This window comes from Micromonospora sp. WMMD723 (assembly GCF_049863385.1).
GTDB classification, from domain to species: Bacteria; Actinomycetota; Actinomycetes; order Mycobacteriales; family Micromonosporaceae; genus Micromonospora; species Micromonospora wenchangensis.
The window spans coordinates 6,876,013-6,894,026 of sequence record NZ_JBMKNR010000001.1 but is presented as its reverse complement, the minus strand read 5'-3'; the positions used below and the strand labels follow the sequence as shown (position 1 = coordinate 6,894,026).

Genomic DNA, 18,014 nt, shown 5'->3' with positions numbered 1-18,014 from the left:
CGGCGGTCTGGCGGGCACCGCACCGGCTGCCCGCGAACTACCACAAGCTGCACGGCATCCGGCAGTTCCACGGCTGCTACAGCGTCGGCGACGACCAACTCTGGGACGTCGTGCGCCGCCGCAAGAGCGCCGCGAACACCCTGGCCGCGCTCACGTCGATCCGTGCCGCCCGGCCGGACGGCGCACCGATCTACGTGATCCTGGACAACCTGTCCGCGCACAAAGGCGCCAAGATCCGCAGGTGGGCGGCCCGGAACAAGGTCGAACTCTGCTTCACCCCGACCTACGCCTCCTGGGCCAACCCGATCGAGGCCCAGTCCGGGCCGCTACGCACCTTCGTCATCGCCGGCTCGGACCACCCCAACCACCCGACGCTGACCCGGAAACCGCAGGCCTATCTGCGGTGGGGCAACGCCAACGCCCGCCACCCCGACGTCCTGGCCGCCCAACGCCGCGAACGACAACGAGGCTGGGGCCAACCCACCACCCGCGCAGCCTGACCTCCACAGCGCCAACGTTCGTGGCCGCGGCACTAGGCGCCCCGGGCGGTCGAGGCCGGCGCGGTGGCGGTGCTGGCGTCCCGTCCGGTCGGGGTGCCGCCGGTGGTCGTCGACAACGTGGCGGTGGCGTACGGCCGGCTGGCCCGCGCGGTGGTGGACCGGTTGCCGGCCACCACGCTCATCGGGGTGACCGGGTCGGTGGGCAACACGTCGACCAGGGACGTCCTCGCCCAGGTGCTGCCCGGCTGGGGCGCGACGGTGGCCGCCCGGGCGTCGAACAACAACGAGCGGGGGTTGCCGTACACGGTCACCCGTGCCACCGTCGAGCCCCGTTACCTGGTGCTGGAGATGGGGGCGCGCGGCATCGGGCACATCGCGTACCTGACCGGGATCGCCCCGCCCACGGTCGGTGTCGTCACCCGGGTCGGGCACGCGCACCTCGGCGAGTTCGGGTCGGTGGAGAACATCGCCCAGGCCAAGGGGGCTGGTGGTGGCCTTGCCGCGCGCCGAGGACGGCGGTCTGGCGGTGCTCAACGGCGACGATGAGCTGGTCACCGCGAAGGCGGCCCGCACTGCCGCCCGGGTGCTCAGCTACGGCATGAGCCGGCCGGCGGACGTCCGCGCCGAGCAGGTGACCGTCGACGCGCTGGGCCGGGCCGGCTTCCGGCTCGCCACGACGGCCGCTCGAAGAGGTGCGGTTGCGCCGGTACGGGCTGCACCAGGCGTCCAACGCACTGGCCGCCGCCGTGGCCCTGGGGTTGGGGCATCCGGTCGAGGCGGTGGCCGAGATCGGAGACGGCTGGCTGGTGGCGATCGGCGGCCCGAACGCCTACCAGTACGCCGCCAGGGGGCCGCCGGCGACGGCGTGGTCGTGGACCGCGTGGCGGGCGTACCCGAGGCGTGGGAACTGCTGCGCGACGGGCTGCGGACGGGCGACGTCGTCCTGTTCACGGCGGCCAACAGCGCCGGGCTGCTGGCCCTGGCGAGCCGGCTGATCGAGGAACCCGGCTCCGGCACCGCGTGACGGTACGGCGGTCGGGGCGACAGGGTCGGCCGAGGTGCGCGGCGTGTCCCACGATCTGACGTACGCCGACTCCTGGACGCGGCCGACCTGATCGGTGCGATCCGCCCCTTCATCGATGCTGACGACGAACGCCACCCACCGTTCGTCTGCATCAGGACGCCCATCAGCTTCCCGCGAGTGCCGACCGTCGAACGAATGCAGACATTGGTGGGTTGAGATCTCACTCGATCTCGGCGGAATGGCGCACTATCACTGATACATAGGCAATGCCGCATCACGTCCACAATCGGTTGCGCACTGGAATGAATCATGAATGAGCCATACCCCGCGACATGAATCATCGCTCCGGGCAATGCGCCCTGATAACCTGACACGGCCTACGGAGCGAAACCGGACGCTTACCGCAAGGAGTCGTAATGATCAAACCGGTGATACTGCGACTTTCCCTAGTTTTGGCTATTCTGACCGCGCTGGTCGGTGTCCGGCCGACAGCGGCCTTCGCCCAGCCCGCGAACGACGAATTCGCCAGCGCCACGACGGTCAGCAGCCTGCCCTTCCAGACAACGCAGGAAACCAGCAGCGCCACCACCGATCCGGCGGATCCCGGGGAATGCGGAGAGTACCAGTCCGTCTGGTTTACTTTCACCCCCACCAAGGACACGCTGATCCAGGCGAGCACCCTCGGAAGCGACTACAGCACGGTCCTGTCCGCCTGGAGTGGCCCCTCCGGATCGCTGGACCTCGTAGCCTGCAACGAAAGCTACGGCGACGCGGATTCCCGGATCACCTTCACGGCCACCGCGGGCACCACCTACCACTTCATGGTTACCTCGTACTTCGAGGCGGAGGCCGGTGAGCTGACGTTCTCCCTCAAGCGGGCCAACCGGCCGAAGAACGACAGCTTCGCCGCCGCCAAGGTGATCAACAAGTTGCCGTTCTCACGCGCGGTGGATCTGGACACCGCGAGCATGGAGGCCGGCGAACCGACCGCCTGCCTCGATGCGAAGCAGACGCGCTGGTACTCGTACACCCCCACGGTCACCCGCTCCATCACCGCTTCAGCGGGCTACTGGGGCTCGGTCGCCGGATACAGCGGGACGTCGTTGACGAATTTGACCCTGCTGGGATGCTCATACCGGTACAACGTCCCGTTCACCTTCCGGGCGGAAGCCGGCACGACCTACCTGTTCCAGGTCGACCTGCGGTGCTGCCCGACCGAACCGAGCACGGGGCCGGCCGAACTCGACGTCCACGTCACGCCGAACCCGAATGCGGATTTCTCCTACAGCCCCACCGATCCGAGCACCCAGGACACCGTCTCCTTCCATGACTACTCGTTCGACCCCGGCAGGGTGGAATTCGCCTCACGGCTGTGGAAATTCGGTGACGGAACGACGTTCGAAGGGCTCTCCCCCACCCATCGGTACGCGGCCGACGGTGACTACCAGGTAAGTCTGACCGTGACGACCCTTGATGGCCGAAAAGGGAAGACGACCAAGGTCGTTCCGGTACGGACCCACGACGGGGCAGTCACCCGCCCGGCCGTGCCGGCCACGAGTCGGCAGGACAGTCGATCAAGGTCTAAGTGAGGGTTTCGCATGTCTGTCAGTCGGGTGTGTTGAGGGTGCGGCGTTGTTGGCGGGTGGCGGGCCCACCTCGGGTGAGACGGCCGAGCATGCCGGCGATGGCGGCCCAGCGGATCATGGCCTCCGAGGTGGCGGGGCGGGTTTCGTAGTCGCGGGCCAGTCGGCGGTGGGCGGTGATCCAGGCCAGGGTCCTCTCCACCACCCAGCGGCGGCGGTGTACGACGAACCCTTGCTGGTCGCCCTTGGCGCCGTCACGGTCCTGCCACGACGCGGCCAGGACCCATACGGTGACCAGCAGCCCGAGGGTGTCGGTGACGATGAACCGCTTACGGCCGTTGACCTTCTTCCCGCTGTCATAGCCGCAAGTGTCACGGTGCACGGTGTCCGCGGCCCTGACCGACTGGGAGTCGATGATCCCGGCGGTGGGCTGCGGCTGCCGGTCGTGGGCCAGGCGGACCTCCTCCCGCAGCTCGGTGGGGATCCGATCGGTCACACCCCGCCGGTTCCACCGCTGGAAGTGGGAGTACACGGTCTGCCAGGGCGGGAAGTCGATCGGCAGGTACCGCCACGCGCAGCCGGTACGCACCACGTACAGGATGCCGTCGATGATCGCCCGACGCGGATGCTTCTCCGGCCTGCCCATCCACTGCGGCGACGGCAGCATCGGCTCGACGAGCGCCCACTCACCATCGGTCAGGTCAGACGGATACCGCCGCACACGATCCACACCCGTCTACCGACCGAACCCGGCCCATCGATCGCACCCACTGTGCGACACACCCGACCAACACACATCCCAAACGCGCTCTGAGCACGACGGCGATCCCGGCGTCGGCCGGGATCGTGTACGCCGACGCGCCTTTCACGCGGTAGATCCGGATACCCGAGTGCGAGTCAGGCCGGCTCAGGGTTTCCGTCCCGTGATGACCTTCGACTTCGGTATTACCGGCTACCAGCCGGCCTGGCTGAACGGAGCTGCTGAGGTCGCCGGTCGTCACGCGCATCGGCTGCGGGGCCTCGTCGGCAGGCGGCTGACGTCCAGCTGGGTGGTGTGGGATGACGATGACGACACCTGGTTCGCCGACTGTCCGGTGGTGTTCGACTTCGATGACGAGCGCCTTGAGGTCAATCATCAGAAGTTCGATGATCTGTCGCTCACGTATGGGTCGATCGACGTGACGCGGAAGCCGGTGCGGCCGACCTCGGACGTGTTCCCGCTCCGCTGGCGCAGCAATGCTCCCGCACTGTTGGTTGCCCGGCGCGGGCAGCGGCTTGAGGCGGTGGAGCTTCTGGAGTGGGCCGGTGGTGCCGGGTTCCGCCGTCACTGGTCCGGCGCCTCGGCAAACATATTGACACCTATCACTTGACGGTCTGTTGGTGGCGACCGTACGGTTTGGCGAATCGATTCGTCGAGCCTGCGGAGACCTGTCCGAGTATGCCCCGCGTACGCGGTCGGTCGCCCATCGGCGCCCGTCCACGCCGCCACGTCCGGCTCACCCGTCCTCGGCGTCAACGCGGCCGTCCGTGATCGCGGGGTCGTACGCAGGTAACCGGCAACCGGCGGCGCGGTACGGCGAGGAGCGGCCTCCCGCAGTCGACCCACGGTCGGTGCCGGCGGATCGGGTCCGGGTTCGGGCCCGGCGGGGCCGGGCAGCCCTGCCGCCACGACGGGCCGTGGGACGGACAGCCAAACCCGACCACCCGGGCGAGCCGGCAAGCGGGTAGCCGGGGGCGGGATGTTCATGACAGAAGGAGTTGAATGGTCGTGAAACACAGAGCAACCCTGGCATCCGTGGCAGCCGCCGCGGTCGCCCTCACCCTGGCCGCCGGCCTCACCATCAACGGCGGACTCGCCTCCGCAGCGTCCACTACTGGTGCTGGTGCGCTGGCCGCGACCGCCGGGTGCGGCAAGGCGCCCACCCTGACCAGCGGTAAGCGCACGATCACCAGCGGCGGACAGAGCCGCAGCTACATCCTGCGGGTCCCCGACAACTACGACAGCAACCACCCCTACCGGTTGGTCTTCTCCTTCCACTGGGTCGGTGGCACCGCCGAACAGGTGGACAACGGCAGTACCAGCGGCATCGAATGGTCCTACTACGGACTGCGCGTCGACAGGTACGGCAAGGGCAATACGATCTTCGTCGCTCCCCAGGGCATCAACAATGGCTGGGGGAACTCCAACGGTCAGGACCTCACGTTCGTCGACGACATGATCAGGCAGATCGAAGGCGGCCTGTGCGTCGACACCACCCAGCTGTTCGCCTCCGGCTTCAGCTACGGCGGCGCCATGACCTACGCCATCGCCTGCGCCCGCGCCACCACCTTCCGCGGCGTCATCGTCTACTCCGGCGGGGTCCTCAGCGGATGCCAGGGCGGCACGCAACCCATCGCCTACTTCGGCATCCACGGTCTCCGCGACGGCACCCTCCCCATCTCCGGCGGACGGTCGATGCGCGACCGGTTCGTCCAGAACAACGGCTGCACCCGACAGAACCCGCCCGAGCCACCCCAGGGCAGCCTCGCCCACATCGTCACCTGGTACACCGGCTGCCGCACCGGCTACCCCGTCGTCTGGGGCGCCTTCGACGGACCACACGCCCCCAACGCCGTCGACGGCTCCGCCGACCCCTACGCACCCGGCGCCAGATCCTGGACCCAGGCTGAGGTGTGGAGGTTCATCACCTCACTGAGCCCAGACGGACCCACCACCCCGCCCACCACCACCCCACCGACCACCACGCCACCCGCGACGACGCCGCCGGCAAACGGGCAGCAGATCCTCGGCGCGCAGTCCAACCGCTGCGTGGACGTGCCGAACTCGACCCAGAACAACGGCACCCAGGTGCAGCTCTGGGACTGCGGCACCGCCACGGGCCAGCGCTTCACCTACACCTCGGGGAGGCAACTGCAGGTGTACGGCAACAAGTGCCTGGACGCGAACGGCGCGGGTACCAGCAACGGCACGACGGTGATCATCTGGGACTGCAACGGCCAGCCGAACCAGCAGTGGAACGTCAACTCCAACGGCACGATCACCGGACAGCAGTCCGGACTGTGCCTCGACGCCAACGCCGCCGGGACGGCCAACGGCACCAAACTGATCCTGTGGTCCTGCAACGGCGGCTCCAACCAGCGATGGAGTCTGCGTAGCTGACCGCCACCTCTCTCGGGGCGGACTCGGTCCGGACCCGAGAGAGGTCTTCGTCCAGCGGTGCCAGCGTGGTGCGGATCGTGTCTGCGGCACCCCGGTCGTGGTCGAACTGGGCCAGGACCGCCAGGTGTTGTCGTAACTGGATGACGGGCCTACGGGCTTTGCCACGGCGAGGTGCTGCTGCGGGTCGCCGGCGGCGCCGTGCCCCGCACCGCCTTGGAGGGCGCACTCGGCGGAACCCCCGTCGCTATCCCACCGTTCGCGGTGTCGGGGTCGGGCTCCAGCCCGACCCCGACACCTACCTCCGAACCCGAAACCGCTGAACGGCGTTCAGGCCGGGCCCCGCTACTTGGCGATCCCGCCCCAGTCCGAACTCGTGAAGGGGCTCTTCAGGGACGAGTTGACCGACGTGCAGTACGCGTAGGAAATCGTGCCGGAAGCCGCCTGCGCACCTTGCGTGATGCGACCGTTCTTGCACCTCGCCCAGCCGACGAACGAGCTACCGGAGCACCTGATGGCAGCGGTGTTCTGGTCTTTCCACGCCAGCGAACACGAGAACGCCAGAGACTGGGCACCCTGGCCGGCCACGGCTGGCGTGGCCGTCGCAAGAGTGCTGCCTCCCGCGAGGGCCAGCCCCGCGGCGGCGACAGCAAAGAGCTTCCGCTTCATGCCTTTTTCCTCCTTCTGTTGTCTACCTGGCACTTCTCTGGCCTGGTAGCGGATTCCTGGTCGGAAACCGGCGGTTGCTGAGCATCCGACTGGGCCCTGGCCGACGTGGCCGGACGGCTGCGCAAAGGCATCGACGCTTCTGGCCCGCTGTGGGATGCATCGATCTGGCGGTAAGCCTGACCTGCGGTCTGTAGGGCGGAACAGGGTCTGAGCTGTGCGGAACAGTTTCGCTCACGTCGCCTCGGGGGACGCCTGCCGATTTGTCAGGTGATGTGATCTAGATCACACAATGGCCGAAAGTGATCGATTTAAGATTATGGATGTCTAGTTGTCTGAATCCTGTTTGTTCCAACCGAATCGAGACCCACCGTGACATGGAGGAGTGGCCCGTGTTACCACCACCGGCACCCGATCCATCTATGAACGCCGGAGAGTTCGTCGCGGCCCTGAGGGCCTTACGCCTGTGGGCGGGGCTGTCGTACCGGGAGTTGGCCGCGAAGGCGCAGGCATCGGGAGGGTCGCTTCCACCCAGCACGATCACCTCGATGCTCGGCCGCAGCACCCTGCCACGCGCTCCACTGATCGCGACATTCGTCCATGCCTGCGGCCTGGATCAGGGCACTGCGGACCGGTGGGTCGCGGTACGCAACAGCATCGCCATACGATCCGAGCAACCAGCATCGGGGCCGCTTCCCGAGCTGCTGGAACCGCCGTCAGGCGGCGGCACCGAACGGACGCCGGCGGCCTCCGGCAAACCGGGGGAACCTCACGGTCCGAAGCCGCGCAGGACGTGGAGGCGCCGGGCGATCTCGCTGGCCGGCACTTCCGACCGGCTGGGCGCGTCACGGGCCGCCAGCAGGTCGGCGCGGACCTGGTCGGCCCATCCGCCTTCGATGACGCCGAGCTTGATGCAAAGGGCGAGGTAGACGCACTTGAGTAGACCGATTGACCACCGCTTGTGCTCCGGGGTGTCGTACTCCATTTCGACATTGCCGGCGGCCAGGATCTCGGCATATATGTCGTCTGACTTGCCGGCCGGCAGGAGCACATATTCGCCGCTTTCGGTCCAGCGCCTCAGCAGCCGGCCGGTCTTACGCTTACCGCGCACGGTTTCCGACGCGAACCACGTCGTCAGCGCGCCCTCGTACCAGTCGAGCAGATCAACTTCGACCCTGCTGCCGAAATCGTTGTTGCACCGATTGCACGTCCAGGTCATCACCTTGCCTCCGAGACTGCCTGGCGGCACGTGCTCCTTTTCGGTTGCTGCCGGGTCGCCGCAGATCGGGCACGCGTCGAAGCGCCGCGGGCGCAGCACCTCGACCAGCTCCAGTTCCCCCCGCTCGGCCGGACCCGGCGTCTCGTTCGTCGCGTCGATGCTTCGGCCATCGGGAAGTTGGATGGAGATCGAGTCTGGTGCACGCTGCGCCATCCGACGAGGCTATCGGGTCGTGCCAGGTTTGGAACCAGCGTTCCATGGCGGTTTTATCCGGGGTATCCAGAAGTCGCTGAGCACGACGGCGATCCCGGCGTCGGCCGGGATCGTGCACCCCGACGCGCCTTCCATGCGGCAGATCCGGGCGCCTGATCTTGGTGAGCCGTGTGGGCCGGATGGAAGGCACCCCCGATGGCTCGGGGGAGTGGCGACGTTGCGTTCTGGGTCATCGGCCGATCGGATGGCCGGCGGCGATGATCGGCTATTTCCATGGGCGACGGACACCCTGCGACGTCTAGGAAGGAGGCATGGCCAACGAGCGGACCGTTCCCCTGCTGCCCTGCGCGTCCATTGATGACATCGAAGCCTTCTACGGAGTTCTCGGTTTCCGTACCACGTATAAGCAGCGCAAGCCCAACGCGTGCGTGGGGGTGCAGCGGGAAGACCTGCATCTGCAGTTCTTCGAGATCGCCGGATTTGACCCGGAGCAGTCCTACGGCTCATGTCTCGTACTCACCGCGGACATTGAGGGACTACACCGGGCGTTCGCCGCTGGCATGCGCGCCGCGTACGGCAAGGTTCTGGTGTCGGGAACGCCGCGGATGACCCGGCCCAGGGCGCGGAAGAACGCCGACGGGTGGGGTGGGTTCAGCGTCGTCGACCCGGGCGGCAACTGGATCCGCGTCTTTTGGGACGCCGCCACCGCGCCGGTGCCGGCCGCCACGCCTGCCGGGCGGCTGGCCAAGGCTCTGGCGAATGCCGTCGTGCAGGCCGATTCCCGAGGAAGCGTAGGACAGGCCGTTCGGATCCTCGACAGCGCGTTGGCCCGCCCGCAAGCCGACGATGACCCGGTCGAGCAGGTAGAGGTGCTGGTCTACCGCGCCGAACTCGCGATGGTGCTGCACGATCCAAAGACTGCGGCCGAGATGCTGACCCGCGCCAAGTCCGTCACGCTCACGGAAGCCGAATCCGAAAGGGCAGCCGCCGCGTTCGACAACGCCGCCGACCTCGCAGCAGCATTGCGGTAACTCACCTCACGAACGCCTCCGCCATCTCGGCTACGTCCGGACGCCGGGTGGCCTCGGGAGCAGTCACCGCCCGTGGCACGCGGTCGGCGGCATGAGCGTAAGGTCTGGCAGCCTGCACAGAACGTTCAGCCGTGGCCGACGCGGCTCCGTCCAACGAGGGGCTGCGGTGTCCAGCGAAACAACTCGGTCGCCGCTCGTACTGGCGATCTCATGGGGCCACATGGACGTCGAGGACCTTGGAGTTGGCAAGGACTTCAAGCTCTACCCCAGCGGTGGCCGCCCGTGGGACTGGTCCGAAACCGGTACCCGCCACAGCCCCGGTGTTCAGCCCGATGATGTCCTGGAGCTTCTGGCCCATGGCGCCACGACCGTCGTACTGTCGCGCGGCATGCAACTGCAGCTGCAGGTCGACCCGCGTACCCTCAAACTGTTGGAGGAGCGCGGAGTGACCGTCCACGTGGCCGAGACCACCGAGGCAGTCCAGATCTACAACGACCTCGCCGCCAGTGGCACCGCAGTCGCAGGGCTGTTCCACTCGACCTGCTGAACGCGACGATAGAGACACGCCTGCAGCGGCAGATGAGGACGCTTATCGGCTCGAATGGGCGGTGAAGTCTCCTGCGTACTCATCCGATTCGATGCTCGCGCCCATCCGTGCGAGCAGTTGGATCTGCTCACAGCCCAGCGACCAGCCCATCGCGTGGTAGCCGCCGTCTGGGTCGTCGAACCAGCGAACCATCGTCAGACCTGCGTCGACGTCGCCGCCGTCGACGAGGGCTCGCACCCGATCAGCCGCCGGCGCGATACGTGCAAGCACGGTGGACGCCTGTTCGTCGATTCGTCCGTGCGTCTCACAGCGGATCTCCCACCGGTGAGCTGCCGGGACCAGCCTCGGCGACGTGCGACGGCTTCCCATGGCGGCGGTTCGATCCGGTTCAATCCCGAGACATTCCGTGATCTGTTCGGCTGTCACCGCCTCGCTGACGAGCCAGAAGTAGCAGTACTGCCGAACCTTCCACGGCGCGTCCACCATGTGCGCCAACTTATGCGTTCGGACCCGTAGGCGTGCACTCACTTCGACAGATCCGGACGCCGTCGGAAATCGGACCTGTACGCCGACAGGAAATCTCGTGGTGGCTGATCACCGCCGCTGACGGATCACCCCCGCCTGCGCTGGGAGCAGACGTCGTCGCCGGTCACGCCCGACGTCCGGACAGGATCACCCCCCCGCCGCCACACGCACCGCCTGCCTGGCCGCGACTCCGAGCGTGGCGACCGCGCCGGAGCGGGTGGCGTTGGCCAGGACGAACCTCGTGTCCGGCCCGGGAATGACCATGAGGACGACGACGGCGGCAAGGTAACTGGCCAGGGTGGCCACGGACAGTCCGAGCACCGCTCAGCCCTCCTCGGCGCCGTCGAGCAACGCTCGCCGAAGAGCGAGCCGGTGCTCCCGCCGGATTTGCGCCTCGCGGTACCGACGCCGGTCACCGTCGGTCTCCGGCAGCAGCGGCGGTACGGCGCGCGGTTGACCGTCGTCGTCGACGGCGACCATCACCAGGTGGGCGGTGGCCACGTCGACCGGCGGGACCGCCCGGTCCCAACGGTCCGCGCTGACCTTGACGGCGACCTCCATCGAGCTGCGGCCGGCCCAGGTGATCCGGGCGTCGACGTGCACGACGTCGCCGACGCGTACGGCCCGCAGGAAGGCGGTCTCGTCGATGGCGGCGGTGACCGCCGGCCCGTCGGAGTGTCGGGCGGCGACCACGCCGGCGACGGAGTCGATGAGGTTGAGGATCCGACCGCCGTGGACGGTGCCCATCAGGTTGGTGTGGTGCTGGTCCATGATCTGCGACAGGGTCAGCCGTGACGCCGACGGGGGCCGGCCGGTGAGTGTGGTGCTCTCGTGCATGGTTCATCCGTCCTCGGGAAGCACACCGACCGACCAGCCGGCACGCACGTCGAGGACACGCCGCAGCGCATCACCCGCCCGACCCGCCCGCGAGGTCGACGGCAGCGCACCCACCTCGTGGATGCGCAGCGCGGGCAGGTCTTCGGACTCGTGGGCGTGATCCGGATGCCGGATCTCCTACTGGCCGTCGCTTCCCAGGCCGTGCGGCCCAGTGCTGGTGACGGCGGTCGTTCCCACTCACCGCTGCGGGGCAGTCCCGGATTCCCACCGGGTTCCCTCTTACGACGCCCAGGCGTGACGAACGTCCGGGCGAACCAGCGCCACGAAGCAGCCTATCCGCGACCGGTCAGTCCACCAGCCGCTCCGGGGCCTGATGTGACCCACCTCCCTGCCCGCCCTCCCCGGCGGTGGCGGGTGGCTCATCCAGCCCTCGGCGGGCAGGCGGGGCCGCGCCTACGGCGGGACCCGGCATGTCCTGCGGTGCCGCCACCGGCGTCCCGGGTGGCGGCGTGGCCGTTGACGGTGCCGGCTGCGGCGCGGGCGCGGCGAAGGTGACCGGGGCGTCGAACGCGGCCCGCCGGGCGGCGCGCCGCAGCGCGGCCAGCACCGCCGGGCCGGCCAGCACGACCGCCACCGCCGTGGTGATCGCCCGCCCGGTGTCCCAACCGAACGTCGAGGTGACAGCCGTGAACACCGCGAAGCGGTGCAGATTGTCCAGCACCGGCGCACCGGCGACGTAGGAGAGTTGAGTGTCCGCGCCAAGGCTGAACGGCCAGAACCACAGGTTCATCAGCAGGCCGTAGCCGTAGGCGGCGGACGCACCGTAGCCGGCCAGGACAGCCACCTCGGCCCGGCCGCGTAACCGTGTAGGGAGCAGACCGGCACCGAGACCCACCCAGGAGGCGCACAGCATCTGGAACGGCAGCCACGGGCCCACCCCGGCGGTGAGCAGCGCGGAGGCGAACAGCGACGTCGAGCCGAGGAGGAACCCGAATCCCGGCCCGAAGACCCGACCAGCGAGGACGAGCAGGAAGAACACGGTTTCGATGCCTGCGGTGCCGGCGCCCAGGGGACGTAGCGCGGCGTTGACGGCGGCGAGCACACCGAGCATCGCCAGGGCCTTGCTGTCGATGCCACCGGAGCTGAGTTCGGCCAGGACGAGCGCCACCAGCACTGGCAGCATGACGAGGAAGACCAGCGGGGCCTCACCGGTGCGAGCGGTGCTCTCGGGATGCGCGGGGATGAAGAACGGCCAGGTGAAGGTGGCCAACGCGGCGGCGGAGGCGAGGGCCAGCACCAGGGCGGTGCGCGGCGCGACCCGCAGCACGCTCATGCCGGCTCCCGGGTCGGGCCCAGTGCGGCGGTGACCTGCTCGACTGTCAGCCAGGGCGCCGGGGCGAGGACCTTGGCCACCTGCGGGGCGAACGCCGGTGAGGCGAGCATGACCTCGGCGGTGGTGCCGTCGGCCACGATGTCCCCGTCGGCCATCACGACCACCCGGTCGGCGAGGGTCGCGACGAGCTCGACGTCGTGCGTCGCGACCATCACCGCCCGGCCGGCGGCGGCCAGCCCGCGAACCAGGGCGACGAACTGCCGCTTGGCGAGATAGTCCAGCCCTCGGGTCGGTTCGTCGAGCAGGACCACCGGTGGGGCGGCGGTGAGCTGCACGGCGAGCACGAGCGCCAACCGTTGCCCCTCGGACAGGTCACGGGGGTGCCGGTCGCCGGGCAGACCGGGGGCGAGCCGGTCGAGCAGGCTGCGGCAGGTGCCGGCCGCCGCGGCGGTCTCCCGGTCGGCCTGACGGCACTCGGCGTCCACCGTCTCCAGATAGAGCAGGTCTCCCGGGGTCTGCGGGACGAGTCCGACGTGCCGGCGGGCCTGACCGGCTGGCAGCTGCTTCGGGTCGACGGGGTCCCGCCCATCGCCGGCATCGACGGTGACGGTGCCCCGGTGGCGGGGACCGCTGCCCTGCACCGCCCAGAGCAGGCTCGACTTGCCGGACCCGTTGCGGCCCATCAACGCGACGACCCTGCCACGATGCAGGTCGAGGTCGACGCCGGCCACGGCCACGGTGCCCGGATACCGCACGACGATCTTGCGGGCGGCCAGCACCGGGGTCGTGCCCGGAGCCGGCGGCGGGTCGGGAGGAGTCGTGTCGGCGAGCCGCTGGCGCAGGGCACCGGCCCGTCGGCGGGCGTCGCGGACCGACAGCGGCAGCGGCGTCCACCCGGCCAGCCGGCCCAGCTCGACCAGCGGCGGCGCGAGGTCGACGCCGGCCAGCACCGTCGCCGGTTCCCCTTCGACCACCCGGCCGTCGCCGGGCAGGTAGAGCAGCCGGTCGGCGTACTGCACGACCCGTTCCAGGCGGTGTTCGGCAAGCACCACGGTCACACCCAGGTCGTGCACCAGCCGGGTGACGGCGGCGAGGACGTCCTCGGCGGCCGTGGGGTCCAGGGCGGAGGTGGGTTCGTCGAGCACCAGCACCCGCGGGTGGGAGGTGAGGACCGCGCCGATCGCGACCCGCTGCTGCTGCCCACCCGACAGTGTCCGCAGCGGCCGGTGCCGTAGCTCGGCGATGCCGAGCAGATCAAGGGTCTCCTCCACCCGCTTACGCATCACCACCGCAGGCAGGGCCAACTGCTCCATGCCGTACGCCAACTCTTCTTCGACGGTGTCGGTGACGAAGCCGGACAGCGGGTCCTGACCGACCACGCCGACGACGTCGGCGAGATCGCGGGGCGGGTGCCGGCGGGTGTCCCGACCGTCGACGGTGACGCTGCCGTACAGGGTGCCGCCGGTGAAGTGCGGCACCAGCCCGTTGATCGCCCGCAGCAGCGTCGACTTGCCGGCCCCGGTGCGACCGGCGACCAGGCACAGTTCGCCCTCCTCGACCCGCAGGCTCACCTCACGCAGCGGCGGTGGACCGTCGTCGCTGTATCGGACGGTCACCCGGTCGAAGGTGATCATGGGTGACCTCCGGGTACGGACGTGGCCGGGTCGCCGGTACGGGTAGGTGCCGCGACAGCGCCGATCGGTGTGCCCGCCGTCGGTGGTCGGGTCGATGGTGACCCGGGTGGTGGCGGGGCCAGCCACGCCGGCCCCGCCGCGGCCGCGACGGCGAGCAGCATCAGCGGCGTCACCTCGGGCCAGGTCAGCGGACTGACCGGCGGATAGAGCAACTCCGGGGTGACCGAGCCGGCGAGCATCGTCAACGCGGCGGCGGCGATGCCACATCCGGCCACCAGCAGCTCGGCGGAACGCCACCGGTCCGGCCGGTAGCGGCTACGCCGTACCCGGCGACCGGCCAACAGCATTCCAGCCACGGCGACGACCAGGCCGGTGAGGAGCATCGGCAGACCCAGGTAGCCGGATCCGGTGGAGTCGAGCAGTCCGTATGTGCCGGCGCAGACACCGACCAGCCCACCGAGCACCAGGGCCCCCGTCGCGGCGCGCTGACCGGCCGGCACCGCCGCGGTGCGGCCGTAGCCGCGCGAGTCCATCGCCGCCGCCAGCGCCAACGACCGGTCCAGGGCATCGGCCAGCACCGGCAGGGCGATCCCCCGCAGCGCCCGCATGCCCCGACCGGTCGCGCCGCGCAGCCGACGCGCCCGACGTACCCGCAGCACGCTCTCTACCAGTTGCGGCGCGACCGACAGCGCCACCACCACGGCGGTGCCCACCGCATACAGTGCCCCGGGCACCGCCTTGAGGAGCCGTTTCGGGTTGGCCAGCGCGTTGGCGGCGCCGAGGCAGACCAGCATCGTGGCCAGCCGCAGCCCGTCGTAGAAGCCGCCGAGGACCTGCTCGACGGCGACCGGCCCGAACAACCGGATGCCCGCCGCCCACTCGGGCAGCGGGATCTCCGGCAGCGACACCAGCAGGTGCTCGCCCTGCCCGCCACCGAAGACGATCCGGAACACCACCCGCATCGTGATGATCACCGCGCCGAGGACGAGGTACATCCGGAACGCCAGCGCCCACGGAGCATCGGTGCGCCGCCGTAGAACCGTCAGCGCGGCGACGGCGGCGAGCAGCGCCAACAGCAACGGATTGGTGGTGTGGCTGGCTGCTGTGGCCAGACCGAGTGCCCACAACCACCACGCGCCCGGATGCAACCCCCGCGGCAGCCGGGCGGCCGACCAGCGGCGCGGTCCGCGCCCCGGGGCGGCCGCAGCCGCGTCAACCCCGTCCCGACGCTCAGTCATCGGGGTCGGCGGCGCGGCGTCGGCGGGCGGTGACCACGCCGCCGACGGCGAGCGCGGCCAGCAGCAGCGCCCCGGCGATCGTGCCCAGCGGCAGCCCGCCGTGGCCGCTGCCGGATGCGGCGACCTCGGTCACCGCCGGCTCGCTTGCCGTACCGCCCGACGAGCCGGTGACGCCACCGGGCGTCGTCGTCGGCACCGCCGTCGGGGATGCCGCCGCCACACTGACTGACGCCGTGCCTACCGGGGTGGCACCCGGGGTGCCGGCAGGAGGGACGGTCGTGGTCCGACCGGGCCCGCCGGCCGGTGGCACGACCGGGCCACCACCTGCGGCCGGCGGTGGCGTTGCCGGCCCGCCACCGACCGCAGGTGGCGGCGATGTAGGTGGAGCAGGAGGTGTGGGAGCCGGTCGTTTCGGCGTGACTTTCGGCCTGGGGGCGTCGCTGGCGTTGCGGTTGAGCGAGAAGGACCAACCCTCGAAGCTGCCGGCCGGCGGCTTGCGGTTGAGGACACCCTTGTCGCTGTACGCCCAACCACCCCCGTTCGCGGCATGCCAGTACGACCAGTAGGCGCTGGCCGGCGGGGTGTCCACGCATTTCTCCGAGGCAGCCGACGGCTTGCCGTCGATCCGGCAGATGAAACCCTCACCCCAGCGCAGCGTGCCGGTGATCTCGAAGCCGGCGTTCTTGAGCGCCGCGAGACCGGTGGCCTGGGTTCCGGAGGCGCAGCGCACCACCGTGCCCCCGCCCAACTCGTTGAAGTCGACCACGACGGTGACCCCGGAGGCATCCGGGCAGTAGCCGGCCGACCCGGCAGCCGCCGCCGGGCTGCCCGGCCAGGAGACGCTGCTCACCGCAGTGAGCACGACGACCGTCGCGGCATGAGCGGCCCGGCGGCTCATTGCGCCCGCCGTCGACGTCCGAGCACCAACAGCACCACACCGCCGCCGATCAGCAGCAGCGCGACCAGCACGTACCCGATGATCGCCGCACCGGTGGTGGGGAGGCCGGGCAGCGCGGGAGCCGCCGGGGTGGTGCTCGGTGCGGCGGTGCCGGTCGGTGACACGGTGGGGGAGGGCGTCGCCGGGGCGTCGGTGGCGCTCGGGCTCGGCCCGGCCGTGCCGGTCACCGTCGGTGTCGGTGCGACCGTCGGGGTGGGGGACACGGTCGGTGTGGGAGTCGCGGTGCCGGTCGGCGTGGGCGTCGGCGACGTCGGCGGCAGGTCGAGACCGATGCGGCCCAGCGGCACCTGGGCGAGCCCGAGCAGGGCCTGCGCGGTGGCCCTGCGCCACTGGTCCCGGTCGGTGTCCGCGATCCCCGTCGAGACAGCGCCGGTGAACGATTCGGCGTGGTAGGCGATCGCGCCCGCGTCGCCGGCGGCAGCACCACCGTTCGCCGCCGTGAGCTGCAACTGCGTCACAGCGTGTGCGGCCCGTGCAGCCTGGCTGTCCCGGCCGGCAGCGGCGAGCGCCTGCCCGGCCAGCCCGGTGCTGTTGGAGTTCGCGCCGGTGGTCGGGCCGGAACCGCCGAACGAACCGTCGGCGTGCTGCTGACCCACCAACCAGTCCGCGCCCCGGCGGGCGGCGTCGGAAGCGTCGGCGGCACCGGAGTCAGCGGCAGCCAGCAACGCCTGCACGGCCATCGCCGTGGAATCGACGTCGAGGGTCGCGCCCGGCTGCTCGTCGCAGGACGGCGACGGGCCGTCCGCGGTGTCCGGGTAGAGCCGGAAGCCGCCGGCGGCGCACTGCTGCCGGACGAGGAAGTCGACGGTGTCCTGCGGCAGGTCACCGCTGCGGGCCAGACCCAGCACCGCGAAGGACTGGTCGAAGGTGTTGCTGGCGTCCGGTCCACTGTCCGCTGTGGTGCGACTGGTGATCCGTCCCCGCTGGTGACCGGCGTCCGCCCCGGCCAGCAGGGACAGCGTCACCTCCCGCAGGTCGTACCCGCCGAAGTCGGTGGGGTCGGCGCCGGCGGCGGACGCGACGTAGAGCAGCTTCGCGGTCGCCCCGCCGTCGGTGAAACCCTCGATGCCCCAGTCGTCGTAGCTGTTGTAGGACCGGACGTGCGCCGCGACCTGCCCGGTCGCCGCCTGACGCGTCGGCGCGGACCCGCCGGTGGCGGACATCGCGATGATGCCGTCGATGGTCAGACCCCAGTCCTGACCACCGAACGGCCCAGGCAGCGTGCCGTCGGTGAACTCACCGGCCAACCACGAGGTGGCGTCACGCGCGGCGGCGGCATCAGCCGGGGCGGGTGCGGCCACCCCGGCCAGGGGCACCGCGGCCGTGACGACGGTCGTCGCCACGATCGCGCCGAGGCCGGTGGCGAGACGCCGGGACAAAAGCATGGGATTGCCTTTCGCAGAGCGGTCGGTGAGACCTCCGGAACACACCCCCGGGCACGTCACCCCGCTCCGCATGCTGCGGTGAGCGGGGTGAACGGACCGTCGACGGCAGCCCGGACCTCACCCTGTAGACCTCGACAGTGGAAGCCGCTCGTCCCGGGCGGGGC

18 protein-coding genes, 2 pseudogenes and 1 riboswitch are annotated in these 18,014 nt (G+C 70.1%); of the genes and pseudogenes, 9 read left to right on the top strand and 11 right to left on the bottom strand.

Features of this window, described 5'->3' with window-relative positions; genetic code table 11:
• Positions 1–17 precede the first annotated feature (17 nt).
• The 4 genes and pseudogenes from ACN261_RS29845 to ACN261_RS29830 all read left to right on the top strand — a co-directional run.
• A pseudogene (locus tag ACN261_RS29845) lies at positions 18–500 on the top strand (transposase); the annotation flags it as partial.
• Between the two features lie 69 nt (positions 501–569).
• On the top strand, positions 570–1,046 hold the full coding sequence (locus ACN261_RS29840) for a Mur ligase family protein (RefSeq protein WP_363656120.1): 477 nt from the start codon (positions 570–572) through the stop codon (positions 1,044–1,046).
• 325 nt (positions 1,047–1,371) lie between these two features.
• The gene (locus ACN261_RS29835) at positions 1,372–1,524 is read left to right on the top strand and encodes a hypothetical protein (RefSeq protein WP_421483024.1); all 153 of its coding nucleotides are present in this window, start codon (positions 1,372–1,374) and stop codon (positions 1,522–1,524) included.
• Positions 1,525–1,940: 416 nt separating this feature from the next.
• Positions 1,941–3,113: a PKD domain-containing protein gene (locus tag ACN261_RS29830; RefSeq protein WP_425853411.1), complete on the top strand. Its 1,173-nt coding sequence runs from the start codon at positions 1,941–1,943 to the stop codon at positions 3,111–3,113.
• Between the two features lie 16 nt (positions 3,114–3,129).
• Here ACN261_RS29830 and ACN261_RS29825 read toward each other — a convergent pair whose 3' ends face one another.
• Positions 3,130–3,774, bottom strand: a complete 645-nt coding sequence (locus ACN261_RS29825) for an IS5 family transposase (RefSeq protein ID WP_425853666.1) — start codon at positions 3,772–3,774, stop codon at positions 3,130–3,132.
• 259 nt (positions 3,775–4,033) lie between these two features.
• On the opposite strand from ACN261_RS29825, the gene ACN261_RS29820 reads away from it, so the two are divergent.
• Both ACN261_RS29820 and ACN261_RS29815 read left to right on the top strand, forming a co-directional pair.
• Positions 4,034–4,477 carry a hypothetical protein gene (locus ACN261_RS29820; protein ID WP_425853410.1) on the top strand — a complete coding sequence of 148 codons (444 nt, stop codon included), beginning with the start codon at positions 4,034–4,036 and terminating at the stop codon, positions 4,475–4,477.
• Positions 4,478–4,869: 392 nt separating this feature from the next.
• Positions 4,870–6,267 carry a ricin-type beta-trefoil lectin domain protein gene (locus tag ACN261_RS29815; protein ID WP_425853409.1) on the top strand — a complete coding sequence of 466 codons (1,398 nt, stop codon included), beginning with the start codon at positions 4,870–4,872 and terminating at the stop codon, positions 6,265–6,267.
• Between the two features lie 342 nt (positions 6,268–6,609).
• Here the strand turns inward: ACN261_RS29815 and ACN261_RS29810 are convergent, their stop codons facing one another.
• Positions 6,610–6,933, bottom strand: coding sequence for a hypothetical protein (locus ACN261_RS29810; RefSeq protein ID WP_204923484.1), 324 nt, complete (start codon positions 6,931–6,933; stop codon positions 6,610–6,612).
• Positions 6,934–7,253: 320 nt separating this feature from the next.
• On the opposite strand from ACN261_RS29810, the pseudogene ACN261_RS29805 reads away from it, so the two are divergent.
• Positions 7,254–7,553, top strand: a pseudogene (locus tag ACN261_RS29805) (helix-turn-helix domain-containing protein); the annotation flags it as partial.
• 146 nt (positions 7,554–7,699) lie between these two features.
• Here the strand turns inward: ACN261_RS29805 and ACN261_RS29800 are convergent.
• Positions 7,700–8,362, bottom strand: a complete 663-nt coding sequence (locus ACN261_RS29800; RefSeq protein WP_425853408.1) for an HNH endonuclease — start codon at positions 8,360–8,362, stop codon at positions 7,700–7,702.
• A 311-nt stretch (positions 8,363–8,673) separates the two neighbouring features.
• On the opposite strand from ACN261_RS29800, the gene ACN261_RS29795 reads away from it, so the two are divergent.
• Positions 8,674–9,393 (top strand): VOC family protein, encoded by a 720-nt coding sequence (locus tag ACN261_RS29795; protein WP_425853407.1) that lies wholly within the window; start codon positions 8,674–8,676, stop codon positions 9,391–9,393.
• A gap of 166 nt (positions 9,394–9,559) precedes the next feature.
• Positions 9,560–9,940, top strand: coding sequence for an Mth938-like domain-containing protein (locus ACN261_RS29790; protein ID WP_425853406.1), 381 nt, complete (start codon positions 9,560–9,562; stop codon positions 9,938–9,940).
• Between the two features lie 42 nt (positions 9,941–9,982).
• Here the strand turns inward: ACN261_RS29790 and ACN261_RS29785 are convergent, their stop codons facing one another.
• The 8 genes from ACN261_RS29785 to ACN261_RS29750 all read right to left on the bottom strand — a co-directional run bounded on the left by ACN261_RS29785 (position 9,983) and on the right by ACN261_RS29750 (position 17,850).
• Positions 9,983–10,426, bottom strand: a complete 444-nt coding sequence (locus tag ACN261_RS29785; protein WP_425853405.1) for a DUF4279 domain-containing protein — start codon at positions 10,424–10,426, stop codon at positions 9,983–9,985.
• Positions 10,427–10,612: 186 nt separating this feature from the next.
• Positions 10,613–10,786, bottom strand: coding sequence for a hypothetical protein (locus tag ACN261_RS29780; RefSeq protein ID WP_425853404.1), 174 nt, complete (start codon positions 10,784–10,786; stop codon positions 10,613–10,615).
• 3 nt (positions 10,787–10,789) lie between these two features.
• The gene (locus ACN261_RS29775) at positions 10,790–11,302 is read right to left on the bottom strand and encodes an acyl-CoA thioesterase (protein ID WP_145919155.1); all 513 of its coding nucleotides are present in this window, start codon (positions 11,300–11,302) and stop codon (positions 10,790–10,792) included.
• A 116-nt stretch (positions 11,303–11,418) separates the two neighbouring features.
• Positions 11,419–11,636, bottom strand: a riboswitch (cobalamin riboswitch).
• Between the two features lie 12 nt (positions 11,637–11,648).
• The gene (locus ACN261_RS29770) at positions 11,649–12,635 is read right to left on the bottom strand and encodes an ECF transporter S component (protein ID WP_425853403.1); all 987 of its coding nucleotides are present in this window, start codon (positions 12,633–12,635) and stop codon (positions 11,649–11,651) included.
• Positions 12,632–14,269: an ABC transporter ATP-binding protein gene (locus ACN261_RS29765; RefSeq protein WP_425853402.1), complete on the bottom strand. Its 1,638-nt coding sequence runs from the start codon at positions 14,267–14,269 to the stop codon at positions 12,632–12,634. Before ACN261_RS29765 ends, ACN261_RS29770 begins: the two co-directional genes overlap by 4 nt.
• Positions 14,266–15,507 (bottom strand): CbiQ family ECF transporter T component, encoded by a 1,242-nt coding sequence (locus ACN261_RS29760; RefSeq protein WP_425853401.1) that lies wholly within the window; start codon positions 15,505–15,507, stop codon positions 14,266–14,268. Before ACN261_RS29760 ends, ACN261_RS29765 begins: the two co-directional genes overlap by 4 nt.
• Positions 15,500–16,405, bottom strand: coding sequence for a hypothetical protein (locus ACN261_RS29755; protein ID WP_425853400.1), 906 nt, complete (start codon positions 16,403–16,405; stop codon positions 15,500–15,502). The genes ACN261_RS29760 and ACN261_RS29755 overlap by 8 nt, the downstream gene beginning before the upstream one ends.
• The gene (locus tag ACN261_RS29750) at positions 16,402–17,850 is read right to left on the bottom strand and encodes a cell wall anchor protein (RefSeq protein ID WP_425853399.1); all 1,449 of its coding nucleotides are present in this window, start codon (positions 17,848–17,850) and stop codon (positions 16,402–16,404) included. The genes ACN261_RS29755 and ACN261_RS29750 overlap by 4 nt, the downstream gene beginning before the upstream one ends.
• Positions 17,851–18,014: the final 164 nt, after the last annotated feature.